The organism is Nocardia sp. NPDC046473, from assembly GCF_040645995.1.
Lineage (GTDB): Bacteria > Actinomycetota > Actinomycetes > Mycobacteriales > Mycobacteriaceae > Nocardia.
In genome coordinates this window covers 211450-231365 of the sequence record NZ_JBEYZJ010000008.1, presented here as the reverse complement: position 1 = coordinate 231365, position 19916 = coordinate 211450, and the positions used below count along the sequence as shown (strand labels likewise).

Sequence of the window (19916 nt, the reverse complement as noted above, 5' to 3'; positions counted from 1 at the left end):
GCAAGCTGTATAGACATTCATCGATACAACCAGGTCGTATCCACGGAGACGACCGGATTCCAGTCAAGGACGTGATGTCATGACAGACCAGCAGCAGATCGAACTCCGCGAAACCGTCCGCACTCGCTATGCGCAGGCAGCGCGGACCGTCACCGCGGGCGGCGTCGCCGAGGATTGTTGCGGGACCGATCCGATCGCGGTGGATCAAACCTTCGGCGCGAGCCTCTACGGGGCGGCGGACCGCGACCAACTCCCGATCCAAGCCGCCGCGGCGTCATTGGGCTGCGGCAATCCGACTGCGGTCGCCGAACTGCGGGCCGGCGAACGCGTCCTGGACCTCGGCTCCGGCGGCGGGATCGACGTGCTGCTGTCCGCGCGCCGCGTCGGACCGACCGGCAAGGCGTATGGCCTCGACATGACCGAGGAAATGCTCGCACTGGCACTGGAAAACAGCGCCAAGGCCGGGGTGCGTAACGTCGAGTTCCTCAAGGGCAACATCGAGGCGATCCCGTTGCCCGCCAACACAATCGACGTCGTGATCTCGAACTGTGTCATCAACCTGTCGGTCGACAAACCCGCCGTCTTCGCCGAAATGGCCCGCGTCCTCACGCCCGGTGGCCGCCTCGGCATCGCGGATGTCGTCGCCGAGGACGAACTCACCCCGGCCCAGCGCGCCGAACGCGGCGACTATGTCGGCTGTATCGCGGGTGCGTTGTCGTTCACCGAATACCGGGACCACCTCACCACCGCCGGCTTCACCGACATCGAGATCAGCTCTACGCACCAGGTCGCGGCAGGGCTGCATTCCGCGATCATCAAGGCCACCAAACCCACCCCCGACCCGATTGCAGCGGATGCGTGCTGCGCGCCCGGATGCTGCGGGCCCGAGTCCACGCAGAGCTAGCCCGCCGACCTTGGCGCGGTTGCGGCACAACATCATCGGGCCGCGCCAAGCACTCACCCTTCAGATCGCACGCAGTCAGGGCGCGGGTGTCCAACTGTCCGAATACGCGCGGTAGGTGCCGAACGGGAGGGTCACGTCGTAGACCAGTTCGCCGGTCGGCGAGAACTCGGATATGCGCGGGACGACGCCCCAGCCGACCAAGGTGTTCCCGTTCGGCAAGTCCTGCGCATTGCCCATCGCGACCGTGACAAGTCCGTCGGGGTGAGTTTGGTTGCGGATCAAGGTCGCCCGCCGGGCCTCGAGATCGAGGTGGATCCACTGCACGCTGGACGGTCCGAGAGTGGTCGGGCCGCTGGAGTTGTCGTTGAACAGACGCAGCGTTGCCGGATCACTGAATTCGGCGTCGTGCTGAAAAGCGAACTGTACGCCGGGGCCGAGATCGAGGGTGGAGCCCTTACCGCCGAGCTGCCAGTTGACCGCACCGGTGTGCGTGTCGATGTCGTAGACGGCCGAGGTGTTGCGCATGGAGATGACCAGATTGCCCGACGGGTCCAGCGCGATCGAATTCATATGGTAGGGGTCATAACTGGTGTTTCCAGGGATCAATCCAGGGAACTGGGTGTCGGTCAATGGGATGTGCTGTGCGGCGCTCCATCGGAACAGCACCTCGTTCGTCGCGACGTCGACCACCGCGGCGATGCAGTCGAACATCATGCCGTTCCTCGGACCGCCGATCGCGGTGAGGTCGGCGGGGACTTCCTGGTACGAGGTGATCAGGGCGTGATTGTCCGGGGTGAGCCGGAATTCATGGACGTCGGAGCTGAGTCCCGCGCCGGGAGTGACCGTAGCGATGATCTGGTAGTGGTCGTCGGCGACATAGTCCACGCCCGAGCCGTGGCCACCTACCGTGCCGCCCTGCCACCAGGTCAACACCGGTTTGCCCCGATAGGTCTGGGTACGGAAATTCGCCACCCCTTGCCCGGCAGGCGGTGTGTAGCGCCAGATCTCGCGACCGGACCTGTCCGCGATCACGTTGGCGGGCGCACCGCCGGGCAGCCCGGACAACGCCGCGCCCACCGCCGGGATCAGCGCCGCCGCACTCACGCCCGCGGTGTAGAAGATGTACCGCGCAGCGCCGTCCGGCCGATTCACGTTGACCGTGTATGACGGCGATCCGATCGGAAGAGTCGGCAGGTACGGCACGGCCGACCCCGTCGCAGGCAAACTCACCGCTGCCAGCGCAGACACGGCGGCGAGCAGTACCGCCGCTCGGATCGAGGGCAGGCCACTACTGATCATCGAACGCCTCTCACTGCCCGCCACCACGTGCGGATCCGACCGCGCCGAGCCGATCTTGCGCACCACCGTCGTCGTCGAACGGCAGCACCCGACATCAGGCGATGTCGGTAGCGGTCATGCTGTCAGTTTGCCACGGACCTACTCGCCGGGCGCCTGCTGAATCAGGACGCGTAGTTCGTCGGCGAGTTCGGGCGTGGCGGTAACTCCACTGAACGCGCGGGCATGTTGTCTGCGGAACACGCGGTGTCGGACGCCGCGGGTACCGTACGCCGGAGCCATCGGTCTGCGCGACCACACCGCCGATGGCACGCATTATGGTCGATCTTGGAATCGAAGAAGGGACCGATGGTGTCGATCGAGATACTCCCCGCGGCAGCCGCCGACGACGCGGCGCTGGTGGCGGAACTGAGCGCACTGATCAATCGCGTGTACACGGTGGCCGAAGCGGGCATCTGGCGCGACAATTACCAGCGCACAACACCTTCCGAGCTGGCATCGCTGATCACAGCGGGCGAGATCATCGCCACTCGCGGTATCGACGACCGGATCACCGGCGCGGTGCGGGTACAGCAACTAGGCGACGGCATAGGCGAATTCGGCATGCTGGTGTGCGCGCCCGACCAGCGCGGCACCGGAATCGGCCGGGCGCTGGTGAATTTCGCCGAAAAATGGTGCGCCGAACAGGGCGCCGAGACCGTTCAGCTGGAACTATTGGTACCGCGCGGCTGGACGCACCCTGTCAAGGAGTCCCTGCGCAACTGGTACTTGCGCCTCGGCTACTTCCTCGAGCGCAAAGGTGAACTGGAGCAAGACTATCCACACCTGGTCCCGCTACTGGCCACTCCTTGCGACTTCCTCATCTTCCACAAGCCACTGCACTGACGGTGCAGATTCACTGCGCTGTGCACCTGCACCGTCATACGCAGATTCTCACCAACCGTTATGGCGAATCCATATTGCGTCGATGGTGGGGGTGACGGTCGGGCTCGTCGAGCTGTCGACCACGTGATAGAGGTGATGTTGGGCGGCGGTGGCGCAGGCATGATTAGGGAGAATGCGGAGGCGGGTCCCGACGGGGAGGTCAGGGATGGATCCGGTGGTGCCGGGGCGGCGGGACAGGATGCCGTGTTCTTGGCTGGCTCCGGTCATCAGCAGATCCGGGATGAGACGGCCTGCGAGGTCGGCGACGAGGCCGTAGCCCTGGTCGACCGGTTGGTTCTGGGTGCCGCGGTCGCGCGAGGTGGCCATCCAGCCGCCGTCGGTGATGATCCAATCCTTGGCGGGTTGGTGTCCGATGACGGTGACGACTACCGACAAGGCCAGATCGTCGGGTGTGCAGATGCCGAGGCCGGCCATGACGAGGTCGAAGAAGACGTAGTTGCCCGCTCGGACCTCGGTTACGCCGGTCAGGTCGGTGGCGCGGTGGGCGGTCGGGGTCGAGCCGATGCTGACAATCGGACAGGACAGTCCGACCTCGGTGAGGGCGTTCGCCGCGGCAACCGTCACGTCGCGCTCATTGTCGGCGGCTTTGTGTAAAGCATTGGGGCTGAGGGCGAAATAGGACTCGCCCGCATGGCCGAGGACTCCGGCGAGATTGTCGTCGAGGATCCGGCCGATCTCGACCAAAGTCGGGTCATTGGGTGTGATGCCGCCGCGGTGTCCGTCGCAGTCGATCTCGATCAGCGTGGGAATCCGGATGCTGCGGTCGCGGGCGAACCGGGTGACGGCCTCCGCTTGAGCTGAACTGTCCAGCAGGACAGTGACAGTGACGCCGCGCCGGATGAGTGCGGCGACGCGGGGCAGCTTGTGCGGGTCGATGCCCACGGCATAAAGGATGTCGGCGTAACCGGCATCGGCGAAGTACTCGGCCTCACTGACGGTCGAAACGGTGATCGGCCCGGGTCCGTCTTTGTGCACACGTCGGGCGATATCGGTCGACTTGCTGGTCTTGACATGCAGACGCAGTGGCACGCCGAGTGTTTCCAGATGGTCGTGCAGCCGATGGATATTGCGGTCGAGTCGAGCGGTGTCGACGACGGCGAACGGAGTGTCGGGAGCGGTCAGCGTGATCACGAGTTTTCCTGGAGTTTGTCGGTGTACCGCCGCAGCAGTGCGGCCGCGAGGGTGAGGTCTTGCAGAGCGAAACCGGAGCTGTCGAAGACCGTGATGTCCTCGGGGGATCGTCGGCCCTCGGCGGCCGCGGTGAGCACAGCTCCCAGCGCAGTGGGTGTTGTTCTCGCGTGCTGGAATTCGCCGATGGTTCGAGACTGGTCCGGCAGGTCGCAGAACAAGCGCGCCCGGTCGTACAGCTCTGGCGGCAGTTCCTGTTTTCCGGGACCGTCGGCACCCATCGCGGAAATGTGGGTGCCCGGTGCGATCCACGCGGCGTCGAACAGCGGTCCGCAGGAAGTGGTTGCGGTGATGACGATGTCGGCAGCAGTGACCGCGGTTCTCGTCTCGGCAGGTTCGGCAGGCAGACCCGTGTAGGCGGTCACGTCTTGGGCGAAATCGCGTACGACGCCGGGGTGGCGGCCGACCACGAAGATCTGTTGAATCGGTCGAACGCGAGTGACGGCACGCACCTCGTAGAGGGCTTGGTTACCGGTGCCGATCACGGTCAGAGTGCGCGCGTCAGGTCGAGCGAGCGTCTCGACGGCGAGTGCGTCTGCGGCAGCGGTGCGATAGGCGTTGGCGGTCGCGGCCTCGACCACGGCGGCCAAGCGACCGGTCGCCGGGTCGAGCAGCACGATGGTCGAGCTGTGGCGCGGTATCCCGATCTGGTCGTTATCCGGCCAGAAGCTACCGACTTTGACGCCGACCAGCTCGCCCGCCGAGCCGGACTTCAGGGTGAACCGGTTGGCCGGCGCGCGCTGCCCGAGCACCACGGGAAACGCAGTTCCCGTGGTGCTCGCCAGGAAGGCCTCGCGCGCGGCCTGCAACGCCAGTTCCGCATCGATCAGGGACGCGGATACGGACTCGGTGATCAGCACCGGGACGTCGGCGGGTGGGCGGGTTGCCCGAAAGACGTTGTCGGTCATGGCTGTTCGCTGTCCTTCTTGACCGTGGCCAGGTCGTTGTAGAGGCCGGTTCGCGAGATGCCGAGGCGCTTGGCAACCCGCGCGGGCGCGCCGCGCAGCGCGAACACGCCCGCATCGTTCAGCGAACAGACGAGCTCCAGCCGTTGCTCGCGCCCGAGCGCCGATGCGGGCACCGCGTGCACGCGCTCGGCTCGCTCGATCAGGGAGTCGAGCACTTGGTTCAGATCCCCGGAGAAATCCGTGGCCGGCACGGGCGCCTCCGCGACCAGGGATAGCCCGAGCAGATCCGACAACACGCCGGTGGCCCGGTTGATCGCCGAGACGTCGATGTTGATGCACAACGCGCCGATCAACATCCCGTCGGCGTGCAGCGGCAGCGTCGTGCATTTCAGCAACCGCCCGTCCTGGGCGCGGGTGAGGTAGCCGATCTCGTTGCGCGCATCCGCCCCGGCGGCCATCACCCGCAAACCGATTTCGCTCATGGCACTGCCGACTTCGCGGCCGGTGACCGAACCGGCGACCGCGGCCACGGACCGCTCCGGGTCGCGGTAGTCGTGCAACACCACCTCGCAGCTACGCCCGAAGGTGGCGGCGATGCCATCGACCAAGGGCCGCATCGCGGCGAACACCGCGTCGGCAGTGCTCACTTCGCCCCCGCCCGCCGTGCCGTCGCCATCAAGAGCGCCGCAACCATTCCAATGACTCCTTAACAAAGTGTCCAGATATGAACAAAGTGTCACACAAGAGTCGCGGCAATGCCACCCGGCCGTCCCATCGGCACTTCCAGCGCCGGGTCACAGGAGGTGACCTCCGGACCGCGCGGCGAAAGTCGAGTACCTGGCTACGCTGTTTGCGGCATTTCGCACTGCCTACGGTCGTGAACGAGAACTCGGCTTGCCGAGGCGTGATCGCACGCTTCTCGAAATCGCAAGACCAGATAGGTGGATCGAAATGTCGACAGCGGATTATGCGCCGGGGAAGGTGGTCGTAGAGCTTACTGCGGATGCGAATGCTCTTGTCTCAGAGCTCATCACGGACACCGTCGAAGGGGGCGCCTATATCGGTTTCGGGATCGAAACCGTGGACGGCGTCCTGGCCTCGCTGCCGGTGGAGTCGGTCACCCGGCTCTACGCCGAGGTGGAGCCCTACGAAGTGGATCCCGACTTGCGCAGCAGCATGCTCGCCACCTATGTGATCCGGCTGTCCGAGGACACCGACATCGACGCCACGATCGAGACGCTCATCCAGCTCACCGAGATCGCCCACGCCGAGCCCGCCGGCCTCTGTGACCTCACGGCCATCCCCAACGATCCGAGCTACGGCGACCAGTGGGGCCTGGACATGATCAACGCGCCACTCGCCTGGGATCGCCAAAAAGGTTCCAACACAGTCAAAATCACGATCGTCGACTCCGGCTGCGACAGCAACCACCCGGATCTCGCACCGCGACTCGGCACCTCGACGCGTGGCAAAGGCTGGGACTTCTGCGAGAACCCCACCGTCGGCTACGGCCAGCAGCGGGTCGGCGACTTCACCTCGCCCGACGACGATCCACAGGACGAGCTCGGGCACGGCACGGCCATGGCGGGCATCATCGGCGCCGCCACCGACAACGGCATCGGCATCGCCGGCGTGACGTGGGGCTGCCGTCTCTTGGCGGCCAGGGTCGTTTGCCGCACCACCACCCCTGCCGGTGGCGTCGGCACCGGCTGCAATACCGATGAGCTGGCGAAGGCGATCCAATGGGCAGGCGAGTACTCGCAGGTGGCCAATGTCAGCCTGGTCAGCCTGATCGGTGACACCAAGCACCTCAGGGACGCGGTCAACTATGCCCTGCAAGCGAATACGACCGTGGTCGCGGGCATGGGCAATGACTATTCCAACATCCTGCGCTATCCCGCCGCCTACGACGGCGTCATCGCCGTCGGCGCCGTCACCAAACTCCGACTCCAGTGGATCGGCGGCCCGGGTAGCGGGTCGAACACCGGCAATCACATGAGCGTCAGCGCGCCGGGCTCCAAGATCAAGACGCTCGACCTGTACTCGACCTGGGGTTCACCGCAGTATGCGGAGGTCACCGGCACCTCCCCGGCCGCCGCCTTCGTGTCCGGCATCGCGGGCCTGCTCTACTCCTGCAACAGCAACATCACACCGCGTCAGGTGAAGCAGATCCTCGAGCAAACGGCCAGTCACAACGTCCCCGACCCCGGCTGGACCTGGCCGAACGCCGTGTACGGCAACGGCATCGTCGACGCCAAAGCCGCAGTTGACCGGGCCATCGACGGCCCGCTGCCCTGATAACGCGGACGAGTAGCCGGCTACGCGTGTGCCGGCCTCGCCGCGCACCTAGCGTTCGTGAAGCAACACCCTATTTCAACCGAGGACCAGACATGACTACCAAAGCCACCTACACCCTGACCGGTACCGATCTCCAACTCACCTATGCGGCCGCGTCCGGTGACCTGGAAATCGTGCTCGGCGATACCTTTTCGTTCAACGGCGCCCACCGGCTGCAGAGCACGCCCGCCGACCACGAACCAGGCACCGGCAGCGTGCTCACCGGCACCATCGAGCACCGCAGCGTCGGGCGCGGTGGACCGATCGTGCACACCGCACAGGTCACCGTCTATCTGCCGGACGCACCCGAACCCGATTCGGCGGCAGTGGAATTGGCCGCGACCGGCGCCCTGGTGCTCGCCTACCCGGAGGCGGGCGGCGATGCGGCGCCGCAGTATCAGGCGGTCGCACTGACCGGCACCTTGACCGTCCCCGCGGCAGCGCCCGCCGGACGGTTCTGACGCGCGACCGACGTCATGACGGCGGATCGACGGCCGACCGTAGCGGCGCTGTTCCGGGAAGCCATACTGCGCGAAGGCTTTCCGTGCGTCGGCGCCAGGTCCTCGGTCCGCCGCGACCTCTGCCGGATCCGGGTCTACGACGAGCTGGGCATGGCCGACAGCGCCCGCGCGGGCTGTCGCGATCTCGCCGATTTCGCGCACGAGCTGCCCGATGCGGGGTTCGCCTCTTTCGCCGCGGCCTTTACCGGCCCACCGATTACCTCCGAAGCACATTTCGAAGATCTGCTGTGGCGGCACCTGCAGCGCATGCACGACTTCGACATCCGTTCCTTCCCTTGGGATCCCGAGACCAGTCCGGACCCGGCCAACCCGTGGTTCTCGTTCAGCATCGGCGGGCAGGCCTACTATATTGTCGGCTTGCACCCGCTGGCGTCCCGAACGGCCCGCCAATTCCCTTGGCCCACTCTGGTATTCAATCCCCATACGCAATTCGCGCGGCTGCGCGAACAGGGCCTGCTCGAGCCGTTCAAACGACGCATTCGGACCCGCGATATCGCGCTACAGGGCTCAGTGAACCCCATGCTCGACGCCGCGACCGGATCGCAGGCTCGCCAGTATTCCGGTCGCGCGGTGGACCCGGATTGGCATTGCCCGTTTCGCCCGAAAAGCGAGTAGTCGCTACTCGCGCTGGTCCGCCCGATCAGGATCACGCTAGCTGAATAATCTCGCACCGGACGTCGGGGCCGTGCGAGGACCACAAGCAACACCACGGCAGGAATTTCGACATGGCAGACTTCGTCTCCGGAGTCGGACCGCTCTTCGGTCCGGACTTCGTCGTTGTGACGGTGAACGACGAGACCGGCAAAAAATACGATGTGCAGGTCTATCCCGACGCGCACAATCCCGAACTACGACAGGCCGGGCAGCCGACCCAATACTACTTCCAGCCCTCGCGAGTTTACTTGGCGCGCAAGCACGATACGCCCGACGAGTACGACTTCCAGATGACATTGTTCAAGGGTCTGCTCGACGAGGAGTCCACTGTCACCCCGGAAGAACTGCGCGATGCGGTGACCGAGGTCGGCGGCGGATTCTGCACCTTCTCCACTACCTTCGCGATTCCGGACAGCGTGATCGAGGGCGTGCTGCAGAAACTGAAGCAGCACGAGCATGACATGCCGGGACCGCGGCTCGCGCAGTACTTCAACTATCAGGCCAACGACCCGTCCCCGGTTCTCGGTATCGTCCCGATCACCGACAGCGCGGTGGTGTGCTCGGTGCCCGATCCCGCCGCGGTCGGCAATCTGCTGAAAATGACGGCGCAGTACAGCGGTAAGGGCAGCATCGAGCAGCACGGCATCTCCACCTTCCTGATCAGCTGCAACCTGGTCGCCGCGGGCGCGATCGCCAGCGCGCTGAAAGCGGGTACCTCACCGCCGTTCACGGTCGCCAACACCTTGCAGGAAGCGTTCTACATCAACGGCGTAACGGTCGTGGTGAATATCGACGTAGACAAGGTGTACGACTCGTTCTCGGCCGCGGTGTCCTCGGGTTCGTTGTTCGGGATCACCGATCTCGAGGCGGAATACGCCTACAGCTCTTGTGTCACCTCGGGCGGTGTGACCACGCACATCACGCAGAACGGCGCGATACTCGACGAGCAGACCAAGAAATGGGTCACCGAGAACGTCGACCTGATGAAGAAGACAGCGATGGATCTGGTCAAGCAGGAGATCTTCGACTGGGATCCGAGCAAGACCGACAGCAAGGCGGCGGCGAACCGTGGGTGGTTCAGCCAAGTCTTCGGCGGCACTTCGGTTTCGCTGAAGTCGACCTATGAGCGGCGGTCCATCCATTTCAACCAGACGCTCATCCTGGACGAGACCATCGCGGTGAGCCAGACCGTCAGCGGCGATCTCAACGATCTACTGCCCGCGGTGCGCGCGAACCTCAACAAGTATCTGTTCATCATCGATATCGGCGAGTTCTTCAAGAAGATTCAGGTGGCCGCCGCCTGCCAGGTCGATTTCAATGCGCAATCGGAGCTGCGCGATCCGCTGCGGGCCGTGCAACTCGAGGTCGGCTATCCCGACTACTCCCGCCCGGTCGAAGACGGTCAACCCAATCTCCGGATGCTCGGCGAGGGCCAGCACTATATTCCGGGCCAGCTCGCACCGAGCGGGCCGGTGCGGCCGGCGATCTGGACCGACGCCAACGAGGCCGACTACGTCAACGTTTCCTTTCTGCGCCTGGACAATCCGGTGCCGGGCTGGCCGACGGACCAGGTCAAGCTGCGGCGCAAGCTGGTCTTCGACGGTCGCGATCCCCGGGTGAATCTCTCGTCCGCGATCGCGCCGCACGATCCCGCGATCGCCGAGATCGAGGAGCTGACCACCAGCCACAGCCAGATTCTCACGGCCGCCGCCGTCGGCTATATCTTCGTGCGCTTCTACCTGCATCCGGCGAAATTGCCGCCGAACATCACCGTGACGATCACGCCGACGATCGGTGCGGATACCTACCCGCCGATCTCGGTGCACCAGGGGAATCAGACCAACGCGCTGTGGGAGGTGTTCACCGACAAGTACGACGCCGAGAGCGAATTCAGCTACACCATGAAGGTGGTCGTCGACGGTGTGGACTTCCTCGACGAGACCATCATCTACGCCACCGCGACACCGGTGAAAGTGCCACTGCCGCAAGGGCGCATCAAGTATGTGCCGCTGCTGGACGCGCCGCTGCCCGCGGCGCCGCCCGACAAGGTCGCGACCATCCGGGACTACGTCAACAGGGCTGTCGCCAGCGCCTGATCGCTTGCGACACACTGGATCTACGGAGCATCTGATGCCCGACGCCATAATAACGCCCGTCGTCCCCGGCGACTCCGGCCCCGAAATAGACAACGCCTTCGACGAATTCATCGCGACCGGGGCGACGCCGTGGTTGCTCGCCAGGATCGGCCCCGGTATTTACGATAACTGGCAATACCCGATGCCGGTTCCGTTGAACGGCTTGGATATCCCGTGCTTGCGCTGGGAGAGCGGCACTCCGGGTCTGCTGGACAGTGTGACGGGACCGAGTTGGTATCTGCCGATATTCGCAGTGCCGGCCGACGATCCGACGTTCAGCTTCGCCGCGGTCCAGTCCGGTGTCGATCCGCACGGCGATCCGTTCAACCGTGCGCAACTGACGTTCTCGGTCCGCGTGGACATGCCGGACAACATCGCCGAGCTCTACCGCGGAAACCCCGGCCTGCCACCGCGATTGGTCGCCGACTTCGGCGTCTTGCAGTTCACCCTGTCCCTACCGGTGACCGATTCCGGGGGAAACCCGCAGACCCTCACGGCGACGAGCGATGCGAGGAACACCGAGGACGGAACCGTCATCGCGACTTTCGACCTCATCGGCGACGCGGTCGAAGCCGCGTACGCGCACCTGACCCGAAGCGGCAGTGCGGTACTGGAGATTTCCGCCGCTTACAGCGTTTACAAAACGACCCGGGTCACTGCCCCCGATGTCGGATTCCCGATACACGGGCCGATCTTCCACGGTTACCAGTTCCAGGTCTTCGGCGACGGCGACCACGGCGGCGGCGAGCCTGCACCGACTCCGTACCATCTCGGCGGGTATCGATTCATGCCGGTGACCGCGCTCTTCCACCGCTCGACCCCGCTTCGGCTGACCTTCGCGACCGATACCTATCGCAGCCGGTTCACGATCACCGCCGACGGCACGACCCGGCCCATCATCGACAGCTCCGATCTCAGCAAATTCGCCGGCGACCGTTCGGAATACCGCGAGCTGACCACGCTGGGCAACGTGTCCGACCGCTACCCGACGCTGCGCGGACTCTACTTCGGCCAGGTCAGTGGGACCGTGGTCGCGGTGCCCGCGGCCTACGGCATCGTCCGGGGCGCCAAAGGCGTGGCGGCGGTGTGCGATTCCATCGTCGACGACTCCCCCGACACCCTCACCGGCTGCCGCTTCCACTTCACCTTCCTGCTCGCGCCGCTGGCCGATCCGATCGATCTCGCGCAGTTGGCAGCCGACCTCCCCGGCATTCCCGAGGCCGTGGGCCGGCGGCTGCGGCTCACCCTGCCGGTCGGACTCGATCCACACCACCCCGCGACGCTGGACGGATTTCCGGCCGCGACAGCGGTTTTCGCCGACGGCGTGGCGGCACACACAGTGCAGGTCGGGGTCGACATCACTGACGACCGGCCAACCCCGGCCACCACCAATGTCAACCTGTTCCTACAGCAGCTCGCCACCAAGGGGCCCGCGCCGCTGTTCGCCGCGCTCGCGATCCGGCTCGACGATGCGTTCCCCGGGCTGGTGCGGACCCAGGCGAATCTCAATCTGTATCAAACGGCGGACTCCGATGACCTGACCGCCGAGATCGTCGCGCCGGTAGTCCAGGTCACCAACCGCGGGCCGCTCGATCTCGTGCTGCACCGATTGGGTCTGCTCGGTCCAGCCCAACCGACTGTCATAGGTTTGGCCGACCAAGTGTTGCCCGCCGGACAACCGAGCACGCTGCCCGGCGATGCCTCGCACGCGACCGGCGCGGTCGTCTCCCGAACGCTCAATGTTCCCGTGCCATTACCGAAGTCGGCGCTGCGCGACTACGTCACCTTCAATACGACCACCATCCAGCAGGTACAACATCCGCTCACCATCAACGCCGCGGGATTGAACTTCGACGCCACCGGCATCACCCGCATGGACATCCAGATCGCGGTCGACGACGATCCCCGGATCGCGATACCGGCCCTCAGCTTGAGCCCGTCGCATCCGATCGACTTCGTCCACGTGATAATCCCGCTCGGCTCCGCCGTCACCGGGCTCGACTGCACCGTCGTGTTCACCCTCACCACCACCGCAGGCACGCGCACGGTGAGCCGCCACCACGATTTCGTCGACGAACCGATCTTCGTCGTCACCGGCAACACGCTCGCTTGACCAAGGACGTCGCCATGCCAGAACCAGCCGGGCCCCTCTCTGGACCGGATGCCCTCGTATTTCCCGTCGGTGCAACCGATTTCGACCTCCGCGTCTACCCCGACGCACGCAACGCCGAACTCGCGACCGCCGACCGACCGACCCGGTACTACTTCCAGCCCCCGACGGTCTTCCTGGCCCATCGCGACGCCGCGCCCGAACTGGACTTCTCGATGTCCGCCCTCGCCAAGCGACCCGGCCCCGCCGCCCCTACGATCGAATATCTCGGGGGTACCTGCACTTTCGCCACCACGCTCGCACTCCCCGAGGCTGTGCCGACCGACGTCCTCGACAAGATCATGCGCCACGACCACCCCGACCCACCCACCCGCATCGCGCACCTGTTCAATTACCGCCCCACCGCACCGACCCCAGAACTGGTGCCGGTACCGATTACTCGCAATACCGTGTCGTGCACAGCGGCGCACGCCCGCAACATCACGCTCACCGCCCAATACAGCGCGAACGGAAGCATCGAAATCCACGCCCACAACACCTTTCTCGTCTCCTGCGACGCCGCCGCCACCGAGGAGATCGTGCGAAGCCTGCGCAACGCGACCACCCCGCCCCTCGCGGTCACCAACACCCTCACCGAGCAATTCGACACCGGCGCAGCATCATTCACCGTCGAGCTCGAAGTAGATCTCGACCAGCTGTATGCCGCCTGCGCGGCGGACGGCGGCGTCACCGCACCGGCCATCTACCGAGCAGGCCGAGCCGCCAACGCGATACGACACACGATCACCGATTCCACCACACGGCCCATCGATGCCGCCCTCAACGACTGGCTCGACCACAGCGATGCCCTCCCAGCGATCGTTTTCGAGATGGTCGCCGACCAATTGTTCGACAATGGAACGACGCTGAAGCCCCACCGCGCGCCTTCGAGATCCGTACTGCGGCACTCATCGACGCTGTCCGGCCAGATCTCGACTCAGCAGACCGTCGAAGCGCAATTCGACGACCTACGCGCCGCAGTGAAGAACGACATCGACAACTACCTGACCGTCCTCGATATCGGAATCTAAACTCGGTTGCGGGTTCGCGGTGGGTGGGGTTGGCTGGGGGTCCCATGGCGCACATAGATATCGCGGATCTCGAATACTTTCTCCCCGATGGGCGACAACTGCTCGACGGGGTCGGCTTTCGGATCGGCGAGGGGGTCAAGGCGGCGCTGATCGGGCCGAACGGTACCGGGAAGACGACGTTGCTCGGGCTCATCGCCGGTGATCTCACGCCCGATGGTGGTGCGGTTACCAGGTCTGGGAATCTGGGCGTGATGCGCCAGTTCGTCGGCCAGGTCGATGACGATTCGACCGTGCGTGATCTGCTGGTCGCGGTTGCTCCGCCAGCTGTCCGGGCGGCCGCGATCGCGCTCGACGACGCCGAGAACGCGCTGATCGAACAGGACGAGCAGGCGACGCAGCTCGCGTACGCCCATGCGCTCACGGATTGGGTGGATGTCGGCGGGTACGAGACCGAGACGTTCTGGGATCGGGTCACGATGGCCGCGCTCGGCGTGCCGTTCGATCAGGCCAAATGGCGGGCCGTGCGCACGCTCAGCGGCGGTGAGCAGAAGCGAGTTGTGCTGGAGGCGTTGTTCGCCGGACCGGATGAGTTGCTGCTGCTCGACGAGCCGGACAACTATCTGGACGTGCCCGGCAAGCAATGGCTGGAGCGCACGATCGCCGACTCGAATAAGTCGGTGCTGTTCGTCAGTCACGACCGCGAGTTGATCGCGAACGCCGCCACCAGGATTGTCACCCTCGAACCCGGCGTCAACGGTGCGACCGCATGGATTCACGGCGGCGGCTTCGCCGGCTATCAGCAGGCGCGCGAGGACCGCAATTCGCGCCTGGCCGAGCTGCGCAGGCGCTGGGACGAAGACCATGCCAAGCTGCGTGCGCTCGTCCTGCGCTTGCGGGAGAAGGCCAAGTTCAACGACAGTGTCGCGGCCCGCTATCATGCCGCGCAGACCCGAATCGCCAAGTTCGAGGCCGCAGGCCCGCCCGAGTCGGTTCCGTTGCGGCAGAACGTCTCCGTACGGTTGCGCGGCGGCCGGACCGGTCGCCGATCGCTGGTGTGCACCCAACTCGAACTCACCGGACTGATGCGGCCGTTCGACGCCGAGATCTGGTATGGCGATCGCATTGCGGTGCTGGGCGCCAACGGATCCGGCAAATCACACTTCCTGCGGCTGCTGGCCGCGGGCGGCACCGATCCTGACCTGGAACACCGGCCCATCCAAGACATCGACCTCGCGCCGGTGCCGCACACCGGCACCGCCGCGCTCGGCGCCCGGGTGCGCCCCGGCTATTTCGCGCAGACCCATTCCCGGCCGGACCTGTCGGGCCGAACACTGCTGGAGATCCTGCACCTCGGCAACGAACACCGCGACGGGATGGGCCGCGAGGCCGCCAGCCGGGTGCTGGACCGCTACGGGCTCGCCCGCGCCGCCGAGCAGCGCTACGACGAGCTCTCCGGCGGCCAGCAGGCCAGGCTGCAGATCCTGCTGCTCGAATTGTCCGGGGTCACCATGCTGTTGCTCGACGAGCCGACCGACAACCTGGACCTGCACTCCGCCGACGCGCTCGAACAGGGCATCGCCGAGTTCGCGGGCACGGTCATCGCCGTCACCCACGACCGCTGGTTCGCCCGCGAGTTCGACCGCTTCCTCGTCTTCGGTTCCGACGGTACCGTTTACGAACGCGGCACGCCGGTCTGGGACGAGACGCGAGTGCACCGCGCACGCTGATCGACAGCGGTAAAGCTGTGCGCCGGAACCGGATTCAAGCGACCTCCGAGTTCAGCGCGGCGTGCAGGGTCTCGTACACCTCGATCACCCCGTCCAGCCCGGTCACCTCGATCGGGCGCCGCACCTGCGACGACGCGACCACCCGCAGTCCACCCTTCGCGGCCGCCTCCACCGCGAACAGCAGCACGCTGAGCCCGGCCGAACCGAAGAACCGCACACCGGACAGGTCGACCACGAGCAGCGCAGGCGCATGGCCCAGGGCATCCTCGATCCCCGACTGCAGCTCCGGCGCCGACGCCGCGTCGACCTCACCACCGACGGTCAGTACCGCCACCGAGTCGACCCAGTTCAGGTTCACCTGCAACGCGCGAGACTCGGCGCTCATCGCGCTCCCGCCGCGGCGAGAGCGCCGCGCGTTTCGTTGAGTTCCGCAGCCCAGGCGTCCATCGGCATCACCATCTTCATCGTCAGGTCAGATAACCTATGCCATCTGGAATAGATTTGTTGTAGCACTCTCGACAAGTCAACGCAAGTGCCTAGAATAGAAAACCTGACGAGTACCAGCAGATGAGGAGAGCGATGCCCCAGGAGACCCAGCAAGGATCACACCTGCCCGACCCGGGCAAAGCGGTGTACGGAATCTCGGTGGCCGCCGACCTCGCCGGCATCGGCGTGCAAACACTGCGACTCTACGAACGCCATGGCCTACTCACTCCCGCGCGCAGCGACGGCGGCACCCGCCGGTACAGCAGCGACGACATCGCCCGCCTGCAGCGCATCGCCAAGCTGGCTGCGACCGGCGTCAACCTCGCAGGCATCGCCCGCATCCTCGACCTCGAAGACGCCAACGCCAACCTGCACTCCGACAACGACCGCCTCCGCGGCGACAACTCCGCATTGCGTGAGACCAGCCAAAGCCGCAGCGAGACAACAGGATAACGAACGCAGTTCCCGCTCAGGGTTTGCGCAGGATTCCGCCGTATTCATAGACGTTGGTGCGACGTTCGGTGGCACCGACGTACGCGAGCAGTGGCTCCGGCACCGGTTCCAGCGGAGGCTGGTTCGGGTCGGGACGCCAGCCGACGAGATTGCACAGACCCGGGTCGACCGGTTCGAGACCGTCGAACAGCGCGTCCACCTCCGCGGGCGTCCGGCTCTGCCAGGGGATGCCGGAGTTGTCGATCTTCGAAGCGAACGACCTACCGAGCGCGGCGTCGTCGCTGACAACCTGCGAGAAGACGAGGTGGCTGCCCGGTATCGCGACGGTATCGATGATGTGCCGCAACACATGTCGCGCGCCCTGCCCCACCTTGTCGGTGTCCTTGATGTGATGGCCGACCGACAGATACAGCACGGCGACCGGCTTGGTGAAGTCGATCAGGCCTTCGACATCGGGATCGGCGAGAATCGCCTCGGGTAAGCGCATGTCGGCTGTCACGACGGTGGTGCTCGCCTTGGAGTCGGCCAGCAACGCGCGGCCGTGCGCCAAGACGATGGGGTCGGCATCGACGTAGGCGACCCGTGCGTCCGGGTTGAACCGCTGGGCCACCTGATGCACGTTGTTGGCGGTCGGCAGCCCGCACCCCAAGTCGAGAAACTGGCTGATCCCCGCTTCCTGCACCAGATAACGGACCGCCCGATACAGGAACTGCCGGTTCTGGCGCGCGATATCGACGCACTCCGGAAACCGACCCAACATGTAGAGCAGGATGTCTTGGTCGGACGGATAAATATCCTTCCCGCCCAACATCCACCCGTACACTCGCGCCGAAGAAGGCCGGTCGAACGAAACCGCCGGACCACCCCTATTACCCGAACTCATGGGTACGTCCTCTCGCCCTGCGCCGTGCACCTCAACGGCAACTCCACCGTGGCTGCCGGTACCACCGCTGCACGCGCTCAACGAATATATCCGTACCAAGGCGTTTTCGACGCAAACTGCCGACTTTGGCCCGAATGGTTGTCAACAGGAAAGATCACTGCACACCTGCCGCAAATCCTCCGATGACCGGACGAACCAGCCTGGCTGCTGACAATGCACAACAAAAGTCCGCATTCAGACGGATGAATTGCGCCGAGACGCCATGTGCCGGTCAGGAATTGCGATACACCGACGGACGGGTTCCGGTGTGCCGCAAGAAGGCGGTCGATAGGGCGCCTGGGCTCGCGAAACCGCAGCGCTGCGCCACCTGACCGATCGTCAGGCCGGTGTGGCGCAGCAGCTGTTTCGCCTCTTCGATGCGGAGATGGGTCAGATATTGGTAGGGCGTCATTCCGGTCGCCTTTTTGAAGACCCGGACGAGGTGAAAGACGCTCAGGTTTACTTCGGCGGCTATGTCGGACAGGCCGATCGGGTCGGCGAGACGGGCGCGCATCATCGCGGCGGCCGCGTGGATACGCGAGTCCTCGTGTGGGAGGGGGCGATCGGTCGACGGCAGGATGGGTGGTGTGAGCACGGATAGGTAGACCAGCTCGACGACGAGTTCGGCCAGCGCGGCGGCGACTGCCCCGCGTGTGCTGTGCGGTACAGCTCCGAGACGCAGGTCGGGCGTTAGCGTGCTCAGCTGTTCATCCATGAGGTATACCGAACCAGGAGCTCAGCGCGGCTGCCAACCCGTCAGTGCTGTGGTCCTCATCTGCGGTCCAGCACACGTAGCCGTCGGGACGGATGAGCATCGGCTCGGTGTCGGCGCCCGCGCCCATCCGGTCTACCCGATCCGCCCAGGGATCGGCGAGTTCGGCGAGTTCGTCGGACGGGTCGAGCAGGACGCCGCGACCGGAACGCAGCAGTTCGTGCAGCCGGGCCGGCCCGACATTCCGGTCCGGCGCGGGCAGGCCGACGAGTGGCCGGTCGTCGCTGCCGGGAATGGCGTAGCGGATGCCTATTCCGGAGAGCATGTCGTCGAGGTGATACTGGACCTCGGGCAGTTGCATCAGCGACGCGAACAAGTCCTTGGCGGCCAGCACGTCCGGATCGTTCGTCCCGTCCAAATCCATCAGCAGACTCTGCGCCTGGACATTGCGCAGCACCGCTGCCGCGACCGGGTGCCGTTCGGCATGGTAGGTGTCGAGCAGTTGTTCGGGAGCCCAATTGTGCACGGCGGCACCGAGTTTCCAGCCGAGGTTGAGCGCGTCCCCGATTCCGGTGTTCATGCCTTGCGCACCGATCGGGAGATGGACGTGGGCGGCGTCGCCGGCCAGGAACACCCGCCCGTGCCGGTACCGGGCGGCCTGGCGGGCCGCGTTGGTGATGCGGCGGGCGTAGCGCAGTTCGAGCAGTCGCACCCGGTCGCCGTACACGCTGCGCAGGCCGTCGCGGATTTCGTCCTCGGTGACGGGAACATCCCTGGACCGGGACCCGTCCAGCCCGCCGAGGGCCAGCCGGTGCAGTGGCCTGCCCTCCTGGTCGGTGCCCAACGTGAACACCTGCGCCGAATATCCGTCCTCGCTCCGAGCGCGGGTCAGCATCGGCACGTCGCCGTCCAGCCGAACATCGGCGGCGATCACGGTCGACGTCCCCGCCCGCCCGGGGAATTCGGCGCCGAGCAGTGACCGCACCGTGCTGCGCCCGCCGTCGGCGGCGACAACGTATCCCGCCTCGATGGTGACGTCGTTGGCGAAGGTCGCCGTGACGCCGTGATCGTGCTGCGTGAGACCGGTCAACTCGTGATCGCGGCGGACGTGGATGTCGTGTGCGGCAAGGTGCTGTTCGAGGACGCCCTCGACCACCACCTGCGGGATGGACCGCCACGGCAGGCGATGCCGCCCGCGGGTGTGCAGGAGCGGGCTACCGGCGAAATGCGCGATGCTGGTCTGGTGATTTCCGGTGGCCAGCAACGGTTCCAGCAGACCACGCTGATCGAAGGCCTCCTGAGCGCGCGACTGCACACCGCCCGCCTTGGACAACTGGCTGCGCTGCGCGAGCTTGTCGACCAGCACGGTCGGCACTCCCGCCACCAGTAGTTCGTTGGCCAACGTCATGCCGGTCGGTCCGGCGCCGACGATGAGCACCTCGGTGTCCATGGTTTTCTCCCTGTGTCGCAATGGATTCGGTCGGATCGACCGGGACACGGCAACGATGCGCCCGCCGGGATCGCGGACCCAGTGACCGGGCTCATTGC

The 19916-nt window shown here is 65.5% G+C and carries 18 protein-coding genes; 10 read left to right on the top strand and 8 right to left on the bottom strand.

The genetic code is table 11. The annotated features are described in order from the left end of the window. The first annotated feature begins 79 nt into the window (after positions 1 to 79). On the top strand, positions 80 to 904 hold the full coding sequence (gene arsM, locus ABZ942_RS28720) for an arsenite methyltransferase (RefSeq protein WP_357387286.1): 825 nt from the start codon (positions 80 to 82) through the stop codon (positions 902 to 904). Between the two features lie 75 nt (positions 905 to 979). Here the strand turns inward: arsM and ABZ942_RS28715 are convergent, their stop codons facing one another. Continuing rightward, positions 980 to 2203 (bottom strand): arylsulfotransferase family protein, encoded by a 1224-nt coding sequence (locus ABZ942_RS28715; protein ID WP_357387284.1) that lies wholly within the window; start codon positions 2201 to 2203, stop codon positions 980 to 982. Between the two features lie 345 nt (positions 2204 to 2548). On the opposite strand from ABZ942_RS28715, the gene ABZ942_RS28710 reads away from it, so the two are divergent. After that, entirely contained in the window at positions 2549 to 3085 is a 537-nt protein-coding gene (locus tag ABZ942_RS28710; RefSeq protein ID WP_357387282.1) for a GNAT family N-acetyltransferase, read from the top strand. Positions 3086 to 3133: 48 nt separating this feature from the next. Here ABZ942_RS28710 and ABZ942_RS28705 read toward each other — a convergent pair whose 3' ends face one another. From ABZ942_RS28705 to ABZ942_RS28695, 3 genes are read right to left on the bottom strand one after another with little or no spacing between them, the layout of a single operon-like run. Continuing rightward, positions 3134 to 4276 carry a DSD1 family PLP-dependent enzyme gene (locus ABZ942_RS28705; RefSeq protein WP_357387280.1) on the bottom strand — a complete coding sequence of 381 codons (1143 nt, stop codon included), beginning with the start codon at positions 4274 to 4276 and terminating at the stop codon, positions 3134 to 3136. Continuing rightward, positions 4273 to 5241 (bottom strand): ornithine cyclodeaminase family protein, encoded by a 969-nt coding sequence (locus ABZ942_RS28700; RefSeq protein ID WP_357387278.1) that lies wholly within the window; start codon positions 5239 to 5241, stop codon positions 4273 to 4275. Before ABZ942_RS28700 ends, ABZ942_RS28705 begins: the two co-directional genes overlap by 4 nt. Then, positions 5238 to 5888, bottom strand: a complete 651-nt coding sequence (locus ABZ942_RS28695) for a PAS domain-containing protein (protein ID WP_357387276.1) — start codon at positions 5886 to 5888, stop codon at positions 5238 to 5240. The genes ABZ942_RS28700 and ABZ942_RS28695 overlap by 4 nt, the downstream gene beginning before the upstream one ends. Before the next feature lie 304 nt (positions 5889 to 6192). Here ABZ942_RS28695 and ABZ942_RS28690 point away from each other — a divergent pair, with 304 nt between their 5' ends. From ABZ942_RS28690 to ABZ942_RS28660, 7 genes are all read left to right on the top strand, one after another. Then, positions 6193 to 7539, top strand: coding sequence for a S8 family serine peptidase (locus tag ABZ942_RS28690; protein ID WP_357387274.1), 1347 nt, complete (start codon positions 6193 to 6195; stop codon positions 7537 to 7539). 92 nt (positions 7540 to 7631) lie between these two features. Continuing rightward, positions 7632 to 8039: a hypothetical protein gene (locus tag ABZ942_RS28685; RefSeq protein WP_357387272.1), complete on the top strand. Its 408-nt coding sequence runs from the start codon at positions 7632 to 7634 to the stop codon at positions 8037 to 8039. 15 nt (positions 8040 to 8054) lie between these two features. Continuing rightward, the gene (gntA, locus tag ABZ942_RS28680) at positions 8055 to 8714 is read left to right on the top strand and encodes a guanitoxin biosynthesis heme-dependent pre-guanitoxin N-hydroxylase GntA (protein ID WP_357387270.1); all 660 of its coding nucleotides are present in this window, start codon (positions 8055 to 8057) and stop codon (positions 8712 to 8714) included. A 110-nt stretch (positions 8715 to 8824) separates the two neighbouring features. Beyond that, a complete protein-coding gene (locus ABZ942_RS28675; protein WP_357387268.1) occupies positions 8825 to 10849 on the top strand; it encodes a hypothetical protein in 2025 nt (674 codons plus the stop codon). Between the two features lie 34 nt (positions 10850 to 10883). Further along, positions 10884 to 13001, top strand: coding sequence for a hypothetical protein (locus tag ABZ942_RS28670; protein WP_357387266.1), 2118 nt, complete (start codon positions 10884 to 10886; stop codon positions 12999 to 13001). A gap of 14 nt (positions 13002 to 13015) precedes the next feature. Further along, complete coding sequence (locus ABZ942_RS28665) at positions 13016 to 14068, top strand: hypothetical protein (RefSeq protein WP_357387264.1); 1053 nt, start codon at positions 13016 to 13018, stop codon at positions 14066 to 14068. Positions 14069 to 14112: 44 nt separating this feature from the next. Continuing rightward, on the top strand, positions 14113 to 15795 hold the full coding sequence (locus ABZ942_RS28660) for an ATP-binding cassette domain-containing protein (RefSeq protein ID WP_357387262.1): 1683 nt from the start codon (positions 14113 to 14115) through the stop codon (positions 15793 to 15795). A 34-nt stretch (positions 15796 to 15829) separates the two neighbouring features. Here ABZ942_RS28660 and ABZ942_RS28655 read toward each other — a convergent pair whose 3' ends face one another. Further along, on the bottom strand, positions 15830 to 16180 hold the full coding sequence (locus ABZ942_RS28655) for an STAS domain-containing protein (protein ID WP_357387260.1): 351 nt from the start codon (positions 16178 to 16180) through the stop codon (positions 15830 to 15832). Positions 16181 to 16374: 194 nt separating this feature from the next. On the opposite strand from ABZ942_RS28655, the gene ABZ942_RS28650 reads away from it, so the two are divergent. Further along, positions 16375 to 16734, top strand: coding sequence for a helix-turn-helix transcriptional regulator (locus ABZ942_RS28650; protein ID WP_357387258.1), 360 nt, complete (start codon positions 16375 to 16377; stop codon positions 16732 to 16734). Between the two features lie 16 nt (positions 16735 to 16750). Here ABZ942_RS28650 and ABZ942_RS28645 read toward each other — a convergent pair whose 3' ends face one another. The 3 genes from ABZ942_RS28645 to ABZ942_RS28635 all read right to left on the bottom strand — a co-directional run bounded on the left by ABZ942_RS28645 (position 16751) and on the right by ABZ942_RS28635 (position 19818). Beyond that, entirely contained in the window at positions 16751 to 17617 is an 867-nt protein-coding gene (locus ABZ942_RS28645; protein WP_357387256.1) for an SAM-dependent methyltransferase, read from the bottom strand. Positions 17618 to 17888: 271 nt separating this feature from the next. Then, on the bottom strand, positions 17889 to 18371 hold the full coding sequence (locus ABZ942_RS28640; protein WP_357387254.1) for a helix-turn-helix transcriptional regulator: 483 nt from the start codon (positions 18369 to 18371) through the stop codon (positions 17889 to 17891). Then, the gene (locus ABZ942_RS28635) at positions 18364 to 19818 is read right to left on the bottom strand and encodes an FAD-dependent monooxygenase (RefSeq protein WP_357387252.1); all 1455 of its coding nucleotides are present in this window, start codon (positions 19816 to 19818) and stop codon (positions 18364 to 18366) included. Before ABZ942_RS28635 ends, ABZ942_RS28640 begins: the two co-directional genes overlap by 8 nt. Positions 19819 to 19916: the final 98 nt, after the last annotated feature.

Bases quoted from the DNA above. Each gene is read 5' to 3' on its own strand.
- arsM (WP_357387286.1), top strand. From the start codon at position 80: ATGACAGACCAGCAGCAGATCGAACTCCGCGAAACCGTCCGCACTCGC.
- ABZ942_RS28715 (WP_357387284.1), bottom strand. From the start codon at position 2,203: ATGATCAGTAGTGGCCTGCCCTCGATCCGAGCGGCGGTACTGCTCGCC.
- ABZ942_RS28710 (WP_357387282.1), top strand. From the start codon at position 2,549: ATGGTGTCGATCGAGATACTCCCCGCGGCAGCCGCCGACGACGCGGCG.
- ABZ942_RS28700 (WP_357387278.1), bottom strand. From the start codon at position 5,241: ATGACCGACAACGTCTTTCGGGCAACCCGCCCACCCGCCGACGTCCCG.
- ABZ942_RS28690 (WP_357387274.1), top strand. From the start codon at position 6,193: ATGTCGACAGCGGATTATGCGCCGGGGAAGGTGGTCGTAGAGCTTACT.
- ABZ942_RS28685 (WP_357387272.1), top strand. From the start codon at position 7,632: ATGACTACCAAAGCCACCTACACCCTGACCGGTACCGATCTCCAACTC.
- gntA (WP_357387270.1), top strand. From the start codon at position 8,055: ATGACGGCGGATCGACGGCCGACCGTAGCGGCGCTGTTCCGGGAAGCC.
- ABZ942_RS28675 (WP_357387268.1), top strand. From the start codon at position 8,825: ATGGCAGACTTCGTCTCCGGAGTCGGACCGCTCTTCGGTCCGGACTTC.
- ABZ942_RS28670 (WP_357387266.1), top strand. From the start codon at position 10,884: ATGCCCGACGCCATAATAACGCCCGTCGTCCCCGGCGACTCCGGCCCC.
- ABZ942_RS28665 (WP_357387264.1), top strand. From the start codon at position 13,016: ATGCCAGAACCAGCCGGGCCCCTCTCTGGACCGGATGCCCTCGTATTT.
- ABZ942_RS28660 (WP_357387262.1), top strand. From the start codon at position 14,113: ATGGCGCACATAGATATCGCGGATCTCGAATACTTTCTCCCCGATGGG.
- ABZ942_RS28655 (WP_357387260.1), bottom strand. From the start codon at position 16,180: ATGAGCGCCGAGTCTCGCGCGTTGCAGGTGAACCTGAACTGGGTCGAC.
- ABZ942_RS28650 (WP_357387258.1), top strand. From the start codon at position 16,375: ATGCCCCAGGAGACCCAGCAAGGATCACACCTGCCCGACCCGGGCAAA.
- ABZ942_RS28645 (WP_357387256.1), bottom strand. From the start codon at position 17,617: ATGAGTTCGGGTAATAGGGGTGGTCCGGCGGTTTCGTTCGACCGGCCT.
- ABZ942_RS28640 (WP_357387254.1), bottom strand. From the start codon at position 18,371: ATGGATGAACAGCTGAGCACGCTAACGCCCGACCTGCGTCTCGGAGCT.
- ABZ942_RS28635 (WP_357387252.1), bottom strand. From the start codon at position 19,818: ATGGACACCGAGGTGCTCATCGTCGGCGCCGGACCGACCGGCATGACG.